The 19,105-nt window shown below is 68.4% G+C and carries 17 protein-coding genes; 15 read left to right on the top strand and 2 right to left on the bottom strand.

What is annotated here, in order from left to right; genetic code table 11:
- The first annotated feature begins 64 nt into the window (after nt 1-64).
- Nucleotides 65-976 carry a LysR family transcriptional regulator gene (locus HUA75_RS01785; RefSeq protein ID WP_371746035.1) on the top strand — a complete coding sequence of 304 codons (912 nt, stop codon included), beginning with the start codon at nt 65-67 and terminating at the stop codon, nt 974-976.
- A gap of 282 nt (nt 977-1,258) precedes the next feature.
- A complete protein-coding gene (locus HUA75_RS01780; RefSeq protein ID WP_174485376.1) occupies nt 1,259-1,864 on the top strand; it encodes a Crp/Fnr family transcriptional regulator in 606 nt (201 codons plus the stop codon).
- Here HUA75_RS01780 and HUA75_RS01775 read toward each other — a convergent pair.
- On the bottom strand, nt 1,842-2,519 hold the full coding sequence (locus HUA75_RS01775) for a DUF4386 domain-containing protein (RefSeq protein ID WP_174485375.1): 678 nt from the start codon (nt 2,517-2,519) through the stop codon (nt 1,842-1,844). The two genes, HUA75_RS01780 and HUA75_RS01775, sit on opposite strands and share 23 nt — an antisense overlap.
- 421 nt (nt 2,520-2,940) lie before the next feature.
- Between HUA75_RS01775 and HUA75_RS01770 the strand changes: the two genes are divergently transcribed.
- The 9 genes from HUA75_RS01770 (at nt 2,941) to HUA75_RS01730 (ending at nt 14,892) form a co-directional block, all read left to right on the top strand.
- Entirely contained in the window at nt 2,941-4,326 is a 1,386-nt protein-coding gene (locus HUA75_RS01770; RefSeq protein WP_174485892.1) for an HNH endonuclease, read from the top strand.
- Complete coding sequence (locus HUA75_RS01765) at nt 4,326-4,802, top strand: SMI1/KNR4 family protein (RefSeq protein WP_174485374.1); 477 nt, start codon at nt 4,326-4,328, stop codon at nt 4,800-4,802. Before HUA75_RS01770 ends, HUA75_RS01765 begins: the two co-directional genes overlap by 1 nt.
- 290 nt (nt 4,803-5,092) lie before the next feature.
- Nucleotides 5,093-5,293 (top strand): hypothetical protein, encoded by a 201-nt coding sequence (locus HUA75_RS01760; RefSeq protein ID WP_174452950.1) that lies wholly within the window; start codon nt 5,093-5,095, stop codon nt 5,291-5,293.
- Nucleotides 5,283-8,264, top strand: coding sequence for an ATP-binding protein (locus tag HUA75_RS01755; RefSeq protein WP_174485373.1), 2,982 nt, complete (start codon nt 5,283-5,285; stop codon nt 8,262-8,264). The genes HUA75_RS01760 and HUA75_RS01755 overlap by 11 nt, the downstream gene beginning before the upstream one ends.
- On the top strand, nt 8,261-9,628 hold the full coding sequence (locus HUA75_RS01750; protein WP_174485372.1) for a sigma-54 dependent transcriptional regulator: 1,368 nt from the start codon (nt 8,261-8,263) through the stop codon (nt 9,626-9,628). The genes HUA75_RS01755 and HUA75_RS01750 overlap by 4 nt, the downstream gene beginning before the upstream one ends.
- A gap of 200 nt (nt 9,629-9,828) precedes the next feature.
- Complete coding sequence (locus HUA75_RS01745; RefSeq protein WP_174452948.1) at nt 9,829-10,938, top strand: hypothetical protein; 1,110 nt, start codon at nt 9,829-9,831, stop codon at nt 10,936-10,938.
- A gap of 29 nt (nt 10,939-10,967) precedes the next feature.
- Nucleotides 10,968-12,932: an acetate--CoA ligase gene (gene acs, locus HUA75_RS01740; protein ID WP_174475768.1), complete on the top strand. Its 1,965-nt coding sequence runs from the start codon at nt 10,968-10,970 to the stop codon at nt 12,930-12,932.
- A 39-nt stretch (nt 12,933-12,971) separates the two neighbouring features.
- Complete coding sequence (locus HUA75_RS01735; protein WP_141640705.1) at nt 12,972-13,250, top strand: DUF485 domain-containing protein; 279 nt, start codon at nt 12,972-12,974, stop codon at nt 13,248-13,250.
- A gap of 13 nt (nt 13,251-13,263) precedes the next feature.
- The gene (locus HUA75_RS01730; RefSeq protein ID WP_141640706.1) at nt 13,264-14,892 is read left to right on the top strand and encodes a sodium/solute symporter; all 1,629 of its coding nucleotides are present in this window, start codon (nt 13,264-13,266) and stop codon (nt 14,890-14,892) included.
- Between the two features lie 92 nt (nt 14,893-14,984).
- Here HUA75_RS01730 and HUA75_RS01725 read toward each other — a convergent pair whose 3' ends face one another.
- Nucleotides 14,985-15,572, bottom strand: coding sequence for an RNA polymerase sigma factor (locus HUA75_RS01725; RefSeq protein ID WP_371746034.1), 588 nt, complete (start codon nt 15,570-15,572; stop codon nt 14,985-14,987).
- Nucleotides 15,573-15,630: 58 nt separating this feature from the next.
- Between HUA75_RS01725 and HUA75_RS01720 the strand changes: the two genes are divergently transcribed.
- The 4 genes from HUA75_RS01720 to HUA75_RS01705 all read left to right on the top strand — a co-directional run bounded on the left by HUA75_RS01720 (nt 15,631) and on the right by HUA75_RS01705 (nt 19,080).
- On the top strand, nt 15,631-16,188 hold the full coding sequence (locus HUA75_RS01720) for a YeeE/YedE family protein (protein WP_371746033.1): 558 nt from the start codon (nt 15,631-15,633) through the stop codon (nt 16,186-16,188).
- Nucleotides 16,185-16,604 (top strand): DUF6691 family protein, encoded by a 420-nt coding sequence (locus tag HUA75_RS01715; RefSeq protein ID WP_174485370.1) that lies wholly within the window; start codon nt 16,185-16,187, stop codon nt 16,602-16,604. The genes HUA75_RS01720 and HUA75_RS01715 overlap by 4 nt, the downstream gene beginning before the upstream one ends.
- Before the next feature lie 185 nt (nt 16,605-16,789).
- A complete protein-coding gene (locus tag HUA75_RS01710; protein WP_141640709.1) occupies nt 16,790-18,373 on the top strand; it encodes a class I SAM-dependent DNA methyltransferase in 1,584 nt (527 codons plus the stop codon).
- Between the two features lie 116 nt (nt 18,374-18,489).
- The gene (locus tag HUA75_RS01705; RefSeq protein WP_174452942.1) at nt 18,490-19,080 is read left to right on the top strand and encodes a superoxide dismutase family protein; all 591 of its coding nucleotides are present in this window, start codon (nt 18,490-18,492) and stop codon (nt 19,078-19,080) included.
- The last annotated feature ends 25 nt before the right edge of the window (nt 19,081-19,105 follow it).

The raw sequence follows: 19,105 nt of genomic DNA, 5'->3' as shown, positions 1-19,105 counted from the left end.
CGAGACGAGTACGCACTAGTATGCCCATCGGAAACGGACTCTTATCATGAATGCAAAAATAGACGTGGACCTCAACGACGTCGCGCTGCTCGTGCGCGTGGTGCAACGGCGGAGCTTCTCCGCCGCTGCTCGTGAGCGCGGGGTTCCCGTCTCGACGGTGAGCCGCCGCATCTCCCGGCTCGAGTCGGCGCTCGGCCTGCGGCTCCTGGAGCGCACGACGAGGACGCTTCGCCTGACGGACGCGGGGCGCAAGTACTTCGACCATGCCGAACGCGCGATGGACGACCTCGCGCAAGGCACCGGGCAGGTTCGCGAGCTCCAGGATGAGCCTCGCGGCCGCGTTCGCATCGCCGCGCCGAGCGCCTTCGGACCCGCCGTCGCCAACGTGGTCTACCTGTACCTCGCCAGGCACCCGGGGGTGTCGATCGACCTGGAGATCGACGGACGTCGCCCCGACCCCGACAGCGGCTTCGACATCGCGATCGCGACGGAAAAATTGAAAGACACCGACGACTTCGTCGCGCGCGAGGTCCGCCCAATGACCAGGAAGTTGCTGTTCGCGAGCCCGCATTACCTGAAGGCGCACGGCACGCCTCGCGGAGTCGAGGAGCTCGCCTCTCACGACTGCATCACGACGCGCGCCACGGACGGCCACGCAACGTGGACGCTCGCCCAAGGTCGCACGAAGCGACGTTTCACCTTCGCGCCGCGCCTCTACGTGAGCGAGTTCTCCGCTGCCTATCGCGCGGTGCTCGCGGGTGTCGGCATCGCGATGCTCCCCGAGTCGCTGTGCGCCCAGGATGTGAACAAGAGGCACATGGCTCGAGTCCTAGAAGACTGGGAAGGGGAGGCTGCCGGTGTCTATCTGCTCTACCGCGCCCATCGGTCGCTGACGGCGGCGGTACGGACCTGCATCGACCATCTGCTCGCGGAGCTTCCCACCATTCATCTGGTCCGCAGCGCTCGGGAGAACTGACCGGGCGTTGGTCGTGAAAACCGTCTCCCCGTCATCTCGTCAGCTCGACATCGATGCTGGGTGCGAAGAGTCGCTGCACGAGGCTCGGCGCGCAAGAGGTCGCCGCGTGAAGACCTCGCAACCGTGGTTCGGGCTCCTCGCCGCCAGCGGGCTCGTGAGGATGTTGCTCGGAGAAGGAGGCGCCCCATTCGGCGCGCGTTGCGCGCCTGCCTGCCCCATGTCGGCCTCGGTAGTCTGCAACGCGCCAGTTTCGCGTCGCGCTGCTACGCTTCCTTCACACCCATGAAGCACAAGCTCCTCGACTACTTCTCCAGACTGTCCCCGCTTTCGGAGGAGGAGGCCCGGGCGATTCTGGAAAGCATGGTGGTGCGGACCTTCAAGAAAGGCACCGTCCTCCTGGAGCAGGGGCAGGTCTGCACCGAATGCTATTTCGTCCTGGAAGGCTGCATCCGGCAGTACTCCCTGGTGGATGGTGAAGAGCGCAGCAACGGCTTCTTTTCGGAAGAGCAGTGGGTGCTCTCCCTGCGCAGCTTCATGGACAAGACTCCCGCCGAGCACTTCCTTGTCTGTGCGGAGAACACCACGCTGGTCGTGGGCACCGAACAGAGGGAGAGCGACCTCTACGCGCGCTTCCCGCGCTTCGAGTCCATCTCCCGGCGCGCCATGGAACAGGTGCTCGCCGAGCAGCAGGACCGCCTGACTTCGTACGTCATCGACACACCGGAGCAGCGCTACCTGCGGCTGCTCGAGACGCGGCCCGACCTCCTCCAGCGCATCCCGCAGTACCAATTGGCCAGCTACGTCGGCGTGAAGCCGGAGTCGCTGAGCCGCATCCGCAAGCGCCTCGCGTCCAAGGGCGGACGTCCTACGCCGCGGCGGAGCGGGTGATGGGCCGGAACCCCTTCGCCATCAGCCAGCCGCCCAGGCCCAGCTCGAATAGCCCACCCGGCAGCGAGAGGATGGTGCCGACGGGGAGCCCGAGGAGCTCCAGGACACACCCCAGCGCCAGCAGGGCGTAGCCGACCACTCCGAGCAGGGCCAGGGAGGATGGCGCCAGACCGGAGCGGAACAGCAGCACGCAGAACGCCACGCTGCCCGCTCCCAGCACGAGCATGGCAAGCTGATAGGCCCAGAAATTTCCTCGGGAGAGGAGCGTCGTCAGGGTCAGCAGCTCCTGTGCGCCGGAGGCCCCGAGGCCTGGAGCACCTTCCCCGAGGTGGAGGATGGAAAGCAGGAAGAGGACTCCCACGGTCAGCAGCAGGGCCTCCATCATCCTGGTGCAGACATAGGCCAGGGCGATACCTGGGTGGTGCCTCCTGCCGATGGGGAAGAAGAGCACGCCGATGCCCACCACCGTCGCGGAGTTGAGCAGCATGAGCAGTGCACCTGCGACATAGCGGGTGCGGTGCTCGATGACCTGGGACAGCGGGTCTGTGCCCTCCAGCAGCGAGCTGATGACGGCGGAGCCGATTCCGTAGGCGAAGAAGGGGAGGATGAAGAGGAGGCCCAGGACCCTGCCGGGTTTGTGATTGGCGGTGTTCATATCGAGGCGCGGTGCCGTGATGCACCGTCGTGGCCTCGAGATTAGGAGGGGCCGCAGCCTGGTTCATTGACTCAGGTCAAGAAACGAAGGCCCCGCCGTGGTGGCAGCCACCGGGTAGGCAGACTTCCGTCATGTGGCGCGGCTTGCCTCCGACGAGCAAAGCTGGACGTGGTGAGTCACGGGAGCACGTTGCTGTTCTTCCCGCAGGACGAGACGCTGCGGCTTGGTACTTTCGCGGCCGTGAGCATGGAGGTGGACCATGTGTGCTGAGCGTCTGCTGAGGCGTGGCGTGGGCCTGCTCCTGGCGGCGGCGATGCTCAACGCCGGCTGCGCGGCGGTACCACCCCAATCTGGCCAGGGAGCCACCCTGGCCCTGAGCCCCCTCTCTCCTGCCCGAGCAGTGACGAGCGCAACACGCGGCATGCATCAAGGGGAGGAGTCAGCCTCCGAGGCGTCGAGTGCGAAGCCGGTCGCTGGTGATGGGGTCATCGCATGTGGTGGCAAAGCCGTGCCTGCGGGCTGGCCCCACCTGAACTCCAGTCAGGAGGTCGTGAAGCCCTTTCTGGCATGCGCCTCGCCCGCCGAGTTCGTGGCCATGCAGCGCGGGGTGGACATGCCCCGGTTGGTTGAATCGTTGAGTGATTGGGATGCCGTCCGGCTGGGCGCCACGGGCCCGCTTGATAGGAAGGCCTCGGAGCGACTTGGCCGCAAGCGCGCCACCTTCATCGTCGCTGCCACCGAGAAGTTCGGAGTACCCCTGGCTGAAGTGTTTGCCCTTTTTGTTCTTCACTCGTCCTTCGACGACGAACTGCGTGGAGTGGTGCAGGTGCTGGCCCGCGACAAGCATCTGGGGGAAACGCTCGGGCGCATGGCCGTCGTCCGCGAGGAACTGCGGCGTCGGGGATTCTCGATGGAGGAGTTCGCGGACCGGGACGAACAAGCTGGAGATGCGCTGCGGGGCCTACGACGAGCCGGCAGAGACATGCTCTCCAGTACCCCAGTGAGTGACGGGGCCCGGTACGCGGACCTCACGGCGAAGCGGGAGCAATTGCCGCCTCCGTACCAAGAAGCACTCGCTCAAGTGGAGCGTGCGCTGGTGGAGCAGCACTTTTCGCCAGGAAGTGTGGTGGCAGGGGCCTTCGACCACCTGACGTTCGGCGTGCCGCTGGGTTTCTACGGCCTGATGGCTGGGACGGGACACGGGGCGTATTCGTTGGCGCAGGGCAAGTACGAGCAGGCCACACGCGAGCTGGCTCCAGCAGCCCTGGCGGTGGCGTTGTACGCAGGAGGCAAGGGGGCGCGAGCACTGGCGAAGGCCACGGGAGGTGGACAGAGTGGCCTGCGGCACCTTCAGGTGCCCGCACTCGAGCTGGACGGGTTGAAGGCCCTGGTACAGCGGATGGAAGAGCGGCTGGGCGTCAACGCCGCTCGCGACCTGCTCCGATACCTCCAGGCAAGCCGAGAAGGGGCCTTGGTCGCTGCCGAGTGGGGTGAGGCCGGGGTACTGGCCCTGTACGAGGCTCGCGGTAATCCCGGCAAGGCCCAGGCGATGCTGGCGGAGGCCCGTCGCGAATCCGCACGGCCTGCGTCAACGAGGGAAGGAGGGGCGAGGAGTAGCAGTGCTCCACGAGAATATACTGGCTCAAGGACCGGGGATTTCGCTGCTGCGAACCGAGCCGCCGGACTCCAGGCGACACCCAAAGGGATGACGTGGCATCACCATCAGGACCGAACGACCATGCAGCTTGTTCCCACTGAAGTTCATGCACGAACGGGCCACACGGGTGGATTCTCGGGAGGCCAATAATGGTTCATCTGATGCAGACAACCGAGGGCGGGCCTCCGCTGAGTGAGGAAACGGTTCAGTTGTTCGAGGCGCAGCACGGCATCAAGCTTCCTCGCCAGTTTCGAGAGTTTCTGCTGGCGACGAATGGCGGGCGGCCAGAGCGTGACCTCTTCCAGATTGATGGGTTTAAAGGGAATCCGCACGGCCGAATCCATCTATTCTTCGGCCTCCACGATCCCGTCGAGTCGTGCAATCTGGATTGGAACCTCCGAGTATTTGAAGGGCGCATTCCTGCGTGGCTCCTACCCATTGCGACAACAGAGGGAGCCGACAAGGTTTGCTTGGCGACTTCGGGCGGTGATGAAGGCGGCATCTACTACTGGGATGCCCATGCCCTCCCCGGTACGAACAGCACTTATCTTCTTGCTGAGAACTTCGGCTCCTTCGTGGTTGCACTTCAGTCTGACACGCTATCTCCCAGAGCCCTCAGGTCGTAAACATGGCCAGTTTGTTGATGGCCTCGAAAACACACAGTTCTCTCTGGCCGAGATTGTCGCAGCGCTGCCTCGAGAATTGGGGTGAACCCATTTCAGGATGCACAGCCCGTTTAAATGTTCTGCGCTAGCAGGCTGTTGAGAAACCCCTCCGAGAGATCGACGCCCCGCAGAGTAACGTGATGTCCCCGCGTCTCGGAGGGAGTGATGCGCGGTCAGGCACGCGGGCCTCGGGTGGAAAGCACGGCACCCCATTGTCACCCAGCCGTCGACGCGCTGCTATCCTCACCACCATGAAGCGCCCCCCGGAGCAGGACGCGCCCGCGATGCCGTCGCTGCTCGTCTTCACCATCGCTGTGCTGCTCTTTGGCTCGCCGCTGCGGCGGCTGTGGTTGGCGGAGGACGCACCCGGGTACATGCCCTTCATCGTGTGGCTGGGCGTCATCGCCCTCGGAGCCTGGGCCGCCTACCGGAGCGGTGGCCATGACGCTTGAGCTGGGCTCGCTCGTCGCCGCATCCGTTGCCTATCTGCTGGTGCTGTTCCTCGTCGCCTACGCGGCTGAGCGCGGCCTCATCTCCTCGCGCATCACCCAACACCCACTCGTCTACGCGCTCGCGCTCGGCGTCTACGCGACGTCGTGGTCCTACTTCGGCAGCGTGGGCTACGCGGCCCGGCACGGCTTCCGCTACCTGGGTATCTACCTGGGCGTCACCCTGGCGTGTCTGCTCGTGCCCGTGCTGTGGCGCCCGCTTCTGCGCCTCACCCGTGAACTCCAGCTCACCTCGCTGGCGGACCTGCTCGCCTTCCGCTACCCGGGCCAGAGCACCGGCACCGCGGTGACACTCTTCATGCTGGCCGGCAGCCTCCCCTACCTCGCGCTCCAGGTGCGCGCTGTCGTCGAGTCCGCGAAGGTGCTGAGTCCCTCGGCGTCGCCCACGCTCGTCGGCATGGGCTTCTGCGCGGTGCTCATCGTCTTCTCCGTCCTCTTCGGCGCGCGACACCTCACCCCGCGCGAGCGACACGAAGGGTTGATGCTGGCCATCGCCTTCGAGTCCGCCGTGAAGGTGGTGGCCCTCGTGGCAGTGGGTGCCTGGGCCGTGTCGTCCGTCTTCGGCGGCGTGGACGGACTGTGGAAGTGGCTGGAGGCAAACCCGGAGGCGGTGGAGCAACTGCGCCGTCCCGCCCGTGAAGCGTCCTGGGCTCCGCTGTTGGTGCTCTCCTGCGCGGCCGCCTTCCTCACTCCGCGCAGCTACCACGTCGCCTTCACCGAGGCCCCGGAGCGCGACGCCCTGTCCACCGCGACGTGGGCCTTCCCACTCGTCTTGCTGGTGATGAACCTGGCGGTGCCCGTGGTGCTGTGGAGCGGTGAAGCGCTCGCCCTGCCCTGGCCCGCGGACTTCCACCTGCTCGCGGTGCCCGCCTCGCGCGGCGCCACGGGGCTGGCGCTGGTGGCCTTCCTGGGCGGCGTGTCCGCGTCCAGCGCCATGGTCATCGTCACCACGCTGGCCCTGGCCCCCATGTGCCTCACGCACCTGGTGCTGCCCCTGGGGTACGCGCGCGGACAACCCCACCTGTACGGCTGGCTCCTGTGGGCACGCCGCCTGCTCATCGCGCTCATCATCCTCGCGGGCTACGGCTTCTACCGGCTGCTGGACACTCGCGGCCTCGGGCTCGTGGACCTGGGGCTCGTGTCCTTCGTGGCCGTGGCGCAGTTCGCTCCGGGCGTGCTGGGTCTCCTCTTCTGGAAGCGGGCCACTCGCGCGGGCCTGCTCACGGGCCTGGGCGCTGGGGCCACGATGTGGCTGCTCACGCTCGTGGTTCCGCTGTGGGCCTCGCCAGGCCTGGTCGCATGGACCCACCGCGTGGCGGTGCTGCTGGGCTTCCCTGGCGACGAACCCTGGGGCTTCTCCACCTTCGCGTCACTGACGCTCAACACGCTGGCCTTCGTCGCCGTGTCGCTGGCCACGCGACAGTCCGAATCGGAAGCCGAGGCGGCGCGAGCGTGTACGCGTGAAGCCCCGGGACTCGTCTCCGGCGGCGTGGAGGCAGGCTCGCCCCGTGAGTTCCGCGAGCGACTCGCGCCCCTGCTCGGCGCGGAGGCCGCATCAGCCGAGGTCGACCGCGCGCTGGCCGGCCTGGGAATGTCCCCCGACGAGCGTCGCCCCGCGGAGCTTCGCCGCCTGCGCGACGGCGTGGAGCGAAACCTGTCCGGACTCCTGGGCCCTGTGCTGGCGCGCCTGACGGTGGAGGAAGCGCTCCGACTGGGGCCCGGCACACGCGCGGCCCTGGCCGAGCAACTCCGCTTCGTGGAGGAACGCCTGCGCGATGCCCGGGGCATGCAGGGCCCGGTACACGCGGTGGAGGCCGTGCGGCGCTATCTGCGGCGCATCCTGGAAGACCTGCCGCTCGGCGTGTGCGCGGTGGGCCCGGACAGAGAAGTGGTCATCTGGAACGCGGCGCTGGAGCGACTGTCCGGCGTGGAGGAGCACGCGGCGCGCGGTCATCCCCTGGCCGCCCTGCCCTCTCCCTGGGGTCCGCTGTTGTCCGGCTTCGCGACCGGCGCCGAGGCGGACACCGAGACGCGCGTCACGGTGGGCGACGGTGAGCGAACGCTGCGCCTCCACCGCTCACGGCTCACGCCTGACGAGGAAGGTGGCAGCGCCTCGGAGGGGATGGCGCTGCTCGTGGAAGACCTCACGGCCCGCAAGGCCGTGGATGCTCGACTGGCGCACCAGGACCGGTTGGCCTCACTGGGGCGCGTGGCGGCGGGCGTGGCGCACGAGATTGGCAATCCACTGACGGCCATCGCCAGCCTGACGCAGAACCTCAAGTACGAGCTGGATGACGCGGACGCGGTGAAGGAACGCACCCTCCTCATCCTCCAGCAGTGCCGCCGCATCGACGCGATTGTGCGCGCGCTGGTGGGCTTCAGCCATGCGGGCACGGTGGGCGGGGAGGCTCGCCCGTTCGCGCGCGTGGAGGTCGGCCCCTTGCTGACAGAGGCCGTGCAGCTCGCTCGACTGGCGCGCGCGTCGACGAAGTCTCGCGGCGTGCGCTTCGAGCACCACAGCCCCGAAGGACTCGTCGTCCAAGGCGACTCGCAGCGCCTGGAGCAGGTGCTCGTGAACCTCCTGACCAACGCCGTGGACGCATCCCCAGAAGGCGCGAGCGTGGAGCTGGAAGCGGAGTCCGCGAACGGACGCATCCATCTGCGCGTGCTGGACCGGGGGCACGGCATCCCCTCTGAACTCTCGCAGCGGGTCTTCGAACCCTTCTTCACCACGAAGCAGCCAGGCGAGGGCACGGGCCTTGGGCTCGCGCTGGTGGCGGGCATCGTCCGGGAGCACGGCGGCACCATTCAGGTGGACAGTCGGACGGGTGGAGGGACTACCGTGACGGTGAGCCTGCCCGACGCGCGCGGCGTGGAGTCGAGCTCGCGTCCAGGTCCGGGAGCCACCGCATGAGTCGCATCCTGGTCATCGAGGACGAGCCCATCATCCGTACGGAGCTGCGGCGGTTGCTCGTGCGCGCGGGACACGACGTGTCGGAAGCGGGCGCGGTGCAGGAAGCCGCGAGCGACTACGCGCTCGACTCCTTCGACCTGGTGCTGTCGGACCTGCGCCTGCCGGGCGCGCCGGGCACGGACGTCATCGCCCTGTGTCCGGGCGTCCCCGTGCTCATCATGACGAGCTACGCCACGGTGAAGTCCGCCGTGGACGCGATGAAGCTGGGCGCCGTGGACTACATCGCCAAGCCCTTCGACCACGACGAGCTGCTGCTCCAGGTCGAGCGCGTGCTGCGCGAGGGGAAGCTCACCCGACAGAACGCCGCGCTCAAGCGCGAGGTGGAGCAGGCCTATCCCGTGAGCGGAATGGTGGGGAGCAGCCCCGCGATGCGCGACGTGTTCGAGCGCATCCGCAAGGTCGCGCCCTCCCCCGCCACCGTGCTGGTGCTCGGCGAGTCCGGCACGGGCAAGGAGCTGGTGGCCCGCGCTCTCCATGCGCAGAGCCCTCGCGCGGACGGACCGCTGGTGTCGGTGAACTGCGCGGCGATTCCAGAGGGCCTGCTGGAGAGCGAGCTGTTCGGCCACGAGAAGGGCGCCTTCACCGGCGCGCTCACCGCGCACGCGGGGCTCGTGGCAGCCTCGCACGGCGGCACCCTCTTCCTGGACGAAGTGGGCGAACTGCCCGCGGCCGCGCAGGCCCGGCTCCTGCGCATGCTCCAGGACGGCGAGGTGCGGCGCGTGGGCTCCACGCGGCCTCGCAAGGTGGACGTGCGCATCGTCGCCGCCACGCACCGGGACTTGCCGCGTCGCGTGCAAGAGGGCGTCTTCCGGCAGGACCTCTACTTCCGGCTGCGCGTGGTGGAGATCCGCACTCCGCCCCTGCGCGAGCGCGGCGAGGACCTGCCCGTGCTGGCGAAGTACCTGCTGGAGAAGGCCTGCCGGAAGCTCGGCCGCGCTCCCGCCACGCTGTCACCGGAAGCCCTGCTGGCGCTGACCGTCCATCCCTGGCCCGGCAACGTGCGCGAGCTGGAGAACGCCCTGGAGCGCGCGGTCATCCTCGCGGACAGCCCCGTCATCACCCCCGACCTGCTCGCGCTGGAGCTGCCCGGCGGCGAGGCGCGTCCTCCCACCACCGACGCACCCGCGCCCGTCGAGCCAGAAGCCGAGGAGGCGGGCGGCTCCATGGAGGAGTACTTCCGACGCTTCGTACTCGAGCACCAGGAGCACATGGGCGAGACGGAGCTGGCGAAGCGGTTGGGCATCAGCCGCAAGGCGCTGTGGGAAAAGCGCCAGAAACTCGGCCTCCCGCGCACTCGCGCATGACGCACCGCCCTCAGGGCAGGCGCGTTGTCACCGGCCAACGTCTTCCGTCGCGCGCGCTTCGTTACGACGCATTGCACGAATCGTTACCGAGGTAACGCCCACGTCACCTTCCGTAACATCCTGACGCGGCGAGCCAACCTGCAAGGTCTTGAATCTTCGCGCGGCGGCAATTGGCCGGAGTGTTGCTCTGGGCGACGGGCATGCCCCTCCCCCCCACGCGTCCGTTGCCGCTGCTGCTGACGCTCGCGGTCGCCCTGCTGCCCCTGGGCTCCGCGGTCGCCGGGAAGATCACCATCAACGACGAGGCGAACCTCAACATCAACCTGTTGCTGCAGCCCCAGGCCCAGTTCATCAAGGACGGGGCGCCCGTCGGACACGTGGGCACCGACTTCTTCCTGCGCCGCGTGCGGCTGCTCGTCTTCGGCAACGTCACGAAGCGGCTGTCCTTCTTCATGGAGACGGACCAGCCCAACTTCGGCAAGGACGGCAACTACAACGTCGACTTCTTCGTCCAGGATGCCTTCGCCTCCTACGAGTTCGTCGACAAGCTCTGGGTGGACGTGGGGTTCCTCATCGCCCCGCTGTCGCGCCACAACCTCCAGGGCGCCATCGCGCTCAACACCGTCGACTTCCACTCCAACCTCATCCGCTTCACGCCGGGCGTCGGAAAAATCTGGCGCGACATGGGCGTGCAGCTGCGCGGCTTCGTGGGTCCGCTCGGCTTCCGAGCCGCCATCCTCAACGGCGCGGAGGGCACCGTCCGGGAGGACGCGCCCGCCATCAACCCGGATGACATCCCCCGAGGCGTGGCGATGGTGCGGTGGAACTTCCTCACCCGCGAGGAGGACCTCTTCTTCCAGGGCATCTACTTCACCGAGAAGCCCCACCTCTCCGTGGGCGCGGGCGCGGACTATCAGCCCTCCGCCGTCGCGACGGCCAGCGGCGTGCACGACTCGGTGGCCTTCTCTGCGGACGTGTTCCTGGACTGGCCCATGGGCAATGACCAGGAGCTCGTATTCCAGACGGGCGTGTACACCTACCGCCAGGGGATGGACAGCCCGCAGAGCGGCACGGGCTTCCTGTCCGAGCTCGGCTATCGCATCGGCCACGTGGAGCCGCTGGTGTCCGTCGAGTACTTCAACTCGCGCGTCGTGGCGCAGGACGCATTCGTCCTGAGGCCCGGCTTCAACCTCTGGTTCCAGAAGCACACCTTCAACCTGAAGACGGAGGTCGCCATCTCCCGCCTGGGCGACATCTCCGAGGCGGACACCGGCATCACAGGCACCGCGCAGCTCCAGTTCTTCTACTGACGCCCCTGCTCTCCCCGAGGTCACCTCCGATGACTGCCGCGAAGGATTCGTTCGTCTCGCCCAAGGAGCACTTCTCCCGTCACGCCCACGTGAAGACGCTTGAGGACTACCGCGACCTCTATCAAAAGAGCCTGAATGAGCCCGACGCCTTCTGGGGTGAGCAGGCCCAGCGGCTCACCTGGTTCCATCCCCCGGAGGCCATCCGCGAGGTGGACGCGGAGCAGGTGGACTTCTCCTGGTTCAGCGGCGGCAAGCTCAATGCCGCCTACAACTGCGTGGACCGCCACGCGAGGGAGCGCCCCGGCAAGGCCGCCATCATCTGGGCGAAGAACGAGCCGGGCGAATACCAGACCATCACCTTCCGGGAGCTCCAGCACCACGTCGGCCGCGTGGCCAACGTGCTCAAGGCCCACGGCGTCCGCAAGGGCGACCGCGTCTGCATCTACCTGCCGATGATTCCGGAGCTGGCGTACACCATGCTCGCGTGCGCGCGGCTCGGCGCGGTGCACTCGGTGGTGTTCGCGGGCTTCTCCTCGGAGTCGCTGCGCGAGCGCATCCTCGACTGCGGCGCCAGGGTGCTCGTCACCGCGAACGAGGGTCCACGCGGGCCCAAGGGCGTGCCCACCAAGGCCATCGCTGACGAAGCGGTGGAGGGCCTCACCCAGGTGACGTCCGTGCTCGTGGTGCGGCGCACGTCGCGCGAAGTGCCCATGTCCGAGGGGCGCGACTTCTGGCTGGACGTGGAGATGGCGCGCCACCGCGGCGTCTGTCCCGCCGAGTGGATGGACGCGGAGGACCCGCTCTTCATCCTCTACACCTCCGGCTCCACCGGGAAGCCCAAGGGCGTGCTGCACACCACGGGCGGCTATCTCGTGTATGCGGCGACCACGCACCACTACGTCTTCGACGCGCGGCCGGACGACGTGCACTTCTGTACGGCGGACCTGGGCTGGGTGACGGGCCACAGCTACCTGCTCTACGGCCCGCTCATCAACGGCACCACCACCGTCCTGTTCGAGTCCACGCCGACGTACCCCGACGCGGGCCGGCTGTGGCAGGTGGTGGACGACGTGAAGGCCACCGTCATCTACACCGCGCCCACCGCGTTGCGCGCGCTCATCCGGGAGGGCGACGCGTGGGTGAAGAAGTCCTCGCGCAAGTCGCTGCGCCTGTTGGGCAGCGTGGGCGAGCCCATCAACCCGGAGGTCTGGCGCTGGTACCACGACGTGGTGGGCGAGGGCCGCAACCCCATCATCGACACGTGGTGGCAGACGGAGACGGGCGGCATCCTCATCTCCCCACTGCCGGGCGCGACGCCGTGCAAGCCGGGCTCCGCCACCCTGCCCTTCTTCGGCGTTGAGCCGGTGCTGCTCGACGATGAGGGCCGAGTCATCGAGGGCAACGGCGTCAGCGGCAACCTGTGTCTGGCGCGCTCCTGGCCCGGGCAGGCGCGCACGCTGTATGGCCACCACCAGCGTTTCGTGGAGACGTACTACTCGCGCTTCCCCAACCTGTACTTCACCGGTGATGGCTGCCGCCGCGACGAGGACGGCTACTACTGGATTACGGGCCGCGTGGATGACGTCCTCAACGTCTCCGGTCACCGCCTGGGCACCGCGGAGGTGGAGAGCGCGCTCGTCGCGCACGAAGCCGTGGCCGAGGCCGCCGTGGTGGGTTTCCCTCATGACATCAAGGGCACGGGCGTGTGCGCCTTCGTCACGGTGAAGCCGGACTGGCTGGAGACGTCCACGGAGCAGATGGTGGGCGCGCTCAAGGAACAGGTGCGCCACGTCATTGGCCCCATCGCCACGCCGGACCGTGTGGTCGTGGTCAATGGTCTGCCCAAGACGCGCTCCGGCAAGATTCTGCGCCGCATGCTGCGCAAGATTGCGTCCGGCGAGACGGAGAACCTGGGTGACGCCAGCACCCTGGCCGACCCCGCCGTGCTGGATGAACTGCTCACCAAGGGCACGCCCGTGCGGGCGAAGCCCTGATTCCCCCTCGGTCTTCCGACGTCACACTGGAGGCAAGAAATGTCCTCGAAATCCCAAGAAGACGCCCTGGAAGCACTCGCCGCGTCGCGCTGGCGGGTGGCCGCCGTCCTGACGGTGGCCACGCTGGTGGCGTACTTCGGCTTCATCCTGCTGGTGGCCTTCAACAAGCCGCTGATGGGCCACCAGATAGCCCCCGGCCTGTCGGTGGGAATCCTCCTGGGCGCCGTCGTCATCGTCACCGCCTGGGCGCTGACGGGCATCTACATGATCTGGGCGAACGGCAAGTACGACCGAGCCCTGAGCCAACTGCGTCGCTGAGAGCGAGCCTCGAATGAACCCCACATCGACACCGGGCACGCAGCTGGGCCAGCCCAACAGCACGGCCATCTTCTTCTTCCTCCTCTTCGTCGGTGTCACCCTGGGAATCACGTACTGGGCGGCGCGCAAGACGAAGACGACCTCGGAGTTCTTCGCGGCCGGCGGCGGGGTGAGCGCCCTGCAGAACGGCTTCGCCCTCGCGGGCGACTACATGAGCGCCGCCAGCTTCCTGGGCATCGCCGGCCTCGTCGCCATGTCCGGCTTCGACGGGCTCATCTACTCGGTGGGCTGGCTGGTGGGCTGGCCGGTGGTGACGTTCCTCATCGCCGAGCCGCTGCGCAACCTGGGCAAGTACACCTTCGCGGACGTGGTGGCGTATCGCCTCAAGCAGACGCCGGTGCGACTGGCCGCCGCGCTGGGCACGCTCACCGTGGTGAGCTTCTATCTGATTGCGCAGATGGTGGGCGCCGGCAACCTCATCCACCTGCTCTTCGGCCTGTCCTACGAGGTCGCCGTCGTCATCGTCGGCGCGGTGATGATTCTCTACGTGCTCTTCGGCGGAATGATTGCCACCACGTGGGTGCAAATCGTGAAGGCCGTGCTGCTGCTCGCGGGCGCGTCCGCGCTGGCCGGAGCGGTGCTGTACAAGTTCGGCTTCAACCCGCTGGCGCTCTTCAACGAGGCGGCCACGCAGTACGGCGCGCAGACGCTGGCGCCGGGCGCGCTGGTGAGCAACCCGCTGGAGACGATTTCACTGGGGCTGGCGCTGATGTTCGGCACGGCGGGCCTGCCGCACATCCTGATGCGCTTCTACACGGTGCCCAACGCGAAGGCGGCGCGCAGCAGCGTGTTCTACGCCACGGGCCTCATCGGCTACTTCTACCTGGTGACGTTCATCCTCGGCTTCGGCGCGTCGGTGCTGGTGGGCCGGCAGGCGATTACCAGCGTGGACAAGGGCGGCAACATGGCGGCGCCCATGCTGGCGGAAGTCGTCGGCGGCACGGGCTTCCTGGGCTTCATCTCCGCGGTGGCCTTCGCCACCATCCTCGCGGTGGTGGCCGGCCTGACGCTGTCCGGAGCGGCGGCGCTGTCCCATGACTTGTGGTCCAGCGTGGTGCGCAAGGGCGAGGCGCCCGAGCACGAGCAACTCAAGGTGGCGCGGCTCGCCAGCCTCTTCCTCGGCGTGCTGGCCGTGGTGCTGGGCGTGGCCTTCAAGGGACAGAACGTGGCCTTCATGGTGGGCCTGGCGTTCGCCATCGCCGCGAGCGCCAACTTCCCCGCACTGCTCCTGTCCATGGCGTGGAAGAAGTTCACCACGTATGGAGCGGTGTCCAGCATGCTGACGGGCTCGTTCAGCGCGGTGCTGCTCATCTTCCTGTCGCCCACCGTACAAGTGGACCTGCTGAAGAACACGAGCGCGCTGTTTCCGCTGAAGAACCCAGGCATCATCACCATGCCGTTGGCTTTCGTCGTGGGAGTCCTCGTGTCGCTGTTGTTCCCGGAGCGCGAGTCCAGCGAGCGCTTCGCGGAGGTGAAGCACCGGATGCACATGGGCGCCGTCCAGCCCCCCGTGCCCGTCGCGGCGAAGGTGGCCGCGGCGACCTCCAAGGCGACACCGCCTCCCACGCCCAGCAAGGCGTAAACGCCACCGAGTAGCCCTCCTCCGTCATTGCTCCTGGGGAGGAGGGCGGGGGTGGGGCCTGGGCCTCCAAGGAGCCTGGGTCCCGCCCCTCTTCAGGAGTCCCCGTCTCCTCGCGCCAGTCGCTCCCGCAGCCGCATGCGCGCGCGGTGAAGCCGGCTCTTGTGGGCGCGCACGTCGATGCCCGTCAGCCGCGCGGCCTCCTCGGCCGACAGGCCCTCCACGTCCCGGAGGAGCAGCGCCTCACGGTCCGACGCTGACAGTGCCGCGAGCGCGTCCCGGAGCATCGCCCCCATCTTCCGCGCGTGGGCCACTTCGTCGGGAGCACGCTCCAGGGAGGGCACGGCCCTCACGGCCTCGGCGTCGAAGGGAAGTCGCTCCCCGCCCCGCGCCTCCCGCCGCCGCTCCCGCGAGCAGTGGGAGCGGGCCACCTGGAAGAGCCACGTGGACAGGCGCGCCTGCTCCCGGAACGCATGGAGGCCGCGAAAGGCGGTCATCAGCGTCTCTTGAAGCACGTCGCGGGCCTCCTCCTCGGAGCCGCACAGCCGCAGCCCGAAGCGGTACACCGGCGAGGCGTACCGGGCGAGCAGCGCCTCCAGCGCCTCCCGGTCTCCCTCGCGCGCCGCCGCGACGAGCGTCGCGTCGCTCCGGATGCGCTTCGTTGCCCTGCTCGAAACAGCCACGCGCCTGCTCCCTCTTGTCCAGGGGTGATGAGCGGCCGGGCCCTCGCGCGCCACGAGCGTGGCCCACCGCATCCGACACGAACAACACCGGGCCCTGAATCCTTTTTCCGCCCACGCGACTCTCACCGACAGGACGTGGCGTGTCACCCTCGCTCCTCGGACTTCTCTCTTCTCGTCAGGTGCACTCACCATGAATACGGTCCTCCTTCCCCTCCTGGGGGGCGTCCTCATCGGACTCAGCGCGGCCCTCCTCCTGCTCTTCAACGGCCGCATCGCGGGCATCAGCGGAATCACCGGAGGACTCCTGTCCGCCGCGCCGGCCGACCGGGGCTGGCGCGCGTCCTTCCTCGGCGGGCTCGCGGTGGGGGGCGTGCTGCTGGCGACCTTCCGCCCGGAGTCGCTCGGTCCCCCGGTTCTCACCAGCGTGGGCGCGACGCTCGTCGCCGGGCTCCTGGTGGGCTTCGGCACCCAGCTGGGCGGCGGCTGCACCAGCGGCCACGGCGTCTGTGGCCTCGCCCGAGGCTCCAAGCGCTCACTCGTGGCCACCCTGACGTTCATGGCGACGGGCGCCATCGCCGTCTTCATCTCCCGACATGTACTGGGAGGTGTTTCGTGAAGGCCGCGCTCACGGCGGGACTGGCGGGGCTGCTCTTCGCGCTGGGGCTGGGGCTGGGCGGAATGACGGACCCGGCGAAGGTGGTGGGTTTCCTCGATGTGGCGGGGAGCTGGAATCCGAGCCTCGCCTTCGTCATGGCCGGTGCGCTGGGCACCTACGCGCTGCTCCGCAGGCTCATCCTCCGACGGGCGCGGCCCGTGCTCGCGGACCGCTTCCCTGCTCCGCCGCGAGCCGACGTGGACGGCCGCCTCGTCGCGGGCTCGGCGCTCTTTGGCATCGGGTGGGGCTTGTCAGGCTATTGCCCCGGCCCCGCCCTCGTGTCGCTCCCGGTGGGAGGCATGACGGTGCTGCTCTTCGTCGGGGCGATGCTGGTGGGAATGGGCGTGTTTCGCGGAATGTCGAGGCAACCTGGGTAGGCTGGCGACTTGCGCACAACCCGCCGCGAGGGCGGTGCGGGCTTGCGTCACGCATTGCGGGGCCGCGAATCTCAGACTTCCGGGCATGTGAATTGATTGGGACATCACATCGTGGGCTTTGAGTGCGTTTGCAAAGCTTTGGATGGATCACCCTCCGCGTCAGTGCTGGCTAGGATGAGTCCTCGATGCCACGCGCCGCGAACAGGATGCTGGACGTCGACGAAGAAAAGCTCGTCCACCAGTTCCCCGGGCTGGACCGCAAGGCGGTGGGGGCGTTCTTCACGCCCGCGCCCCTGGTGGAACGCACGCTATCGCTCGCGATGGCGCACCTGGGAGCTGGACCCCTCACGGTGGTGGACCCCGCCTGTGGGGCAGGAGCCTTCTTGTCGGCGGCCTCGAAGCTCTGGCCTGGAGCCCGGCTGTGCGGGCTGGAGTTGGACCCCGCCGTGGCCAGACTCTGTCAGGCCCGGGTCCCGGAAGCCGACGTGCGCGAAGGCGACACGCTGCGAGGTGGGATGGAGCCCATGCTCGCGACGACGCCTCCGGAGCATCGCGAGCTGTGGGTGGGCAACCCGCCCTACAACGGCACCTCGCCCGTCCTGAAGGACCCGACCGCCTACGCGAAGCTGCGCGCCCTGCTCCCCCTGGCGCTCCCACCGGGCACCAGCCTGCGGGACGACTTCGCCTTCTTCCTCCTGGTGGCCGCGCACCGGCTCTCCACGCGGCCCGGCGTGCTCGCCTTCATCACCCCGGCGAGCTTGCTGGACGCCTTCCTCTACGCGCCGCTGCGCCAGTCGCTGCTGCGCATGCTCACGCTGCGCGAGGTGGTGGACCTGGGCCCTGGTGCCTTCGCCGGCACGCAGGTGCGCACGTGCATCACCGTGTGGTCCTCGCTTCCGGGCCACGTGGACCCGCCGCGCTTCGAGCGCCGTGGCGAATGGCAGCACTTCACGCCGGAGGCGCCCGAGTGGCGCCTGGCACCTACCACGCCGGAGGCCAGCGCCTTGGATGCACGGTGGAGCGCGGAAGGCGAGGCCCTCACCACGTTGGTGCCGGTGAGCCTGCCCGGGGTGAAGACGCGCTTCGACGAACTGCTGGTGGACGCGGACCCGGAGCGCCTGCTGGCGCGCATCCGCGCCTTCGCCGCGTCGCCCCTGGAGGAGTTGCCGGAGTTCGCGCGGGTGCATGGGCTGTCGGAGGAGCTGCTGCCGAAGCTGCGCGCTCTCAAGGTGGGCACGCCGCTGGAGGTGGACGCGAAGCACCTGCGGCCCTTCTACCGGTACGGAGGGGCCCGGCACCGGGGCACGCTGCCGCCGGAGACTCGCGCGTTCTGCTACCTGGACCGGCGCCTGATTCCCCGGGGAGACCACCGGCTGCGCGGCCCGTATGACCCTCACGTGGGCGCGGTGAAGCTCCTCTTCAACGTGCGCGAGCTGCCCCTGTCCGCCGCGCTGCTGGAGGAAGAGGGCTGCGTCCATGACCACCGGCACGCGCGGTTCGCGCCCCTGTACGTCCCCAAGCGACTGAGGGACGAGGGGCTGCGCGTCACCCGCTCTTCCACATCCGCGGAGGAGCTGGGTCCCCTGGTGCCCAACCTGTCGCCCAGGGGGCTGGAGTGGGCGGAGACGTTGGGCGGTCCCCTGCCCGCCTTCCAGGCCATCGTGCGCTTCCTCAATGGACCCGACGTGCAGCGCGTCTGGGCTCCGGCCTTCGGGGCGTCGCGCGTGGTGCCGGTGCCGTTGCTGGTGCCGCCTCCGGGCCAGGAGTGAGCCTGTGCGTGGCGGGGCGTCTGCCCGCCCGCACGGTTTCCCAGCGGGGTGCGGAAACAACCGCTAGTGTCCACCTTCGCCGAGCTGATTTCCCCTCTGAAGGAAGGACCTACTTCATGAAGATTCGCGCGCTGCTCACCGCCACCGTTCTCACCGCCGCTGCTCCCGTGCTGGCCCAGGCCCCCGCGGCCCCGCCGCCCGCCGCGCCCGCGCAGGAGACTCCCGCTCCCGCACCCGCGAAGAAGGTGATTCCGCCGGGTGAGACGGCGAAGGCGCCGGTGAAGGACGCGCAGGGCAAGGACGTGGGTGAGGTCACCTTCGAGCAAACCAAGCAGGGCGTGGTCATCAAGGGCACGCTGCATGACCTGCCTCCGGGTCAGCATGCCTTCCACATCCACGAGACGGGCAAGTGCGAGGCGCCGGACTTCAAGACGGCGGGCGGCCACTTCAACCCGACGAAGAAGGCGCACGGGATGATGTCGCCGAAGGGCAAGCACGTGGGCGACCTGCCCAACCTCCACGTGGGCCAGGACGGCAAGGTGCAGTTCGACACGTTCTCCCAGAACGGGCTCACCGTGAAGTCGCTGTTCGACAAGGACGGCTCCGCGGTCGTCGTCCACACCAAGGAAGACGACTACCAGACGGACCCGACGGGTGACGCCGGCGGCCGCATCGCGTGCGGCGTGGTGGAGAAGCAGCAGCCGTAACGCGTCGTCCGCGAGGAGGCCCCGC

The sequence above is a fragment of the Myxococcus sp. CA040A genome, assembly GCF_013336725.1.
Taxonomy (GTDB): domain Bacteria; phylum Myxococcota; class Myxococcia; order Myxococcales; family Myxococcaceae; genus Myxococcus; species Myxococcus llanfairpwllgwyngyllgogerychwyrndrobwllllantysiliogogogochensis.
Note: the sequence above shows the minus strand (reverse complement) of the source record. Positions and strands in the feature narration are given on the sequence as shown.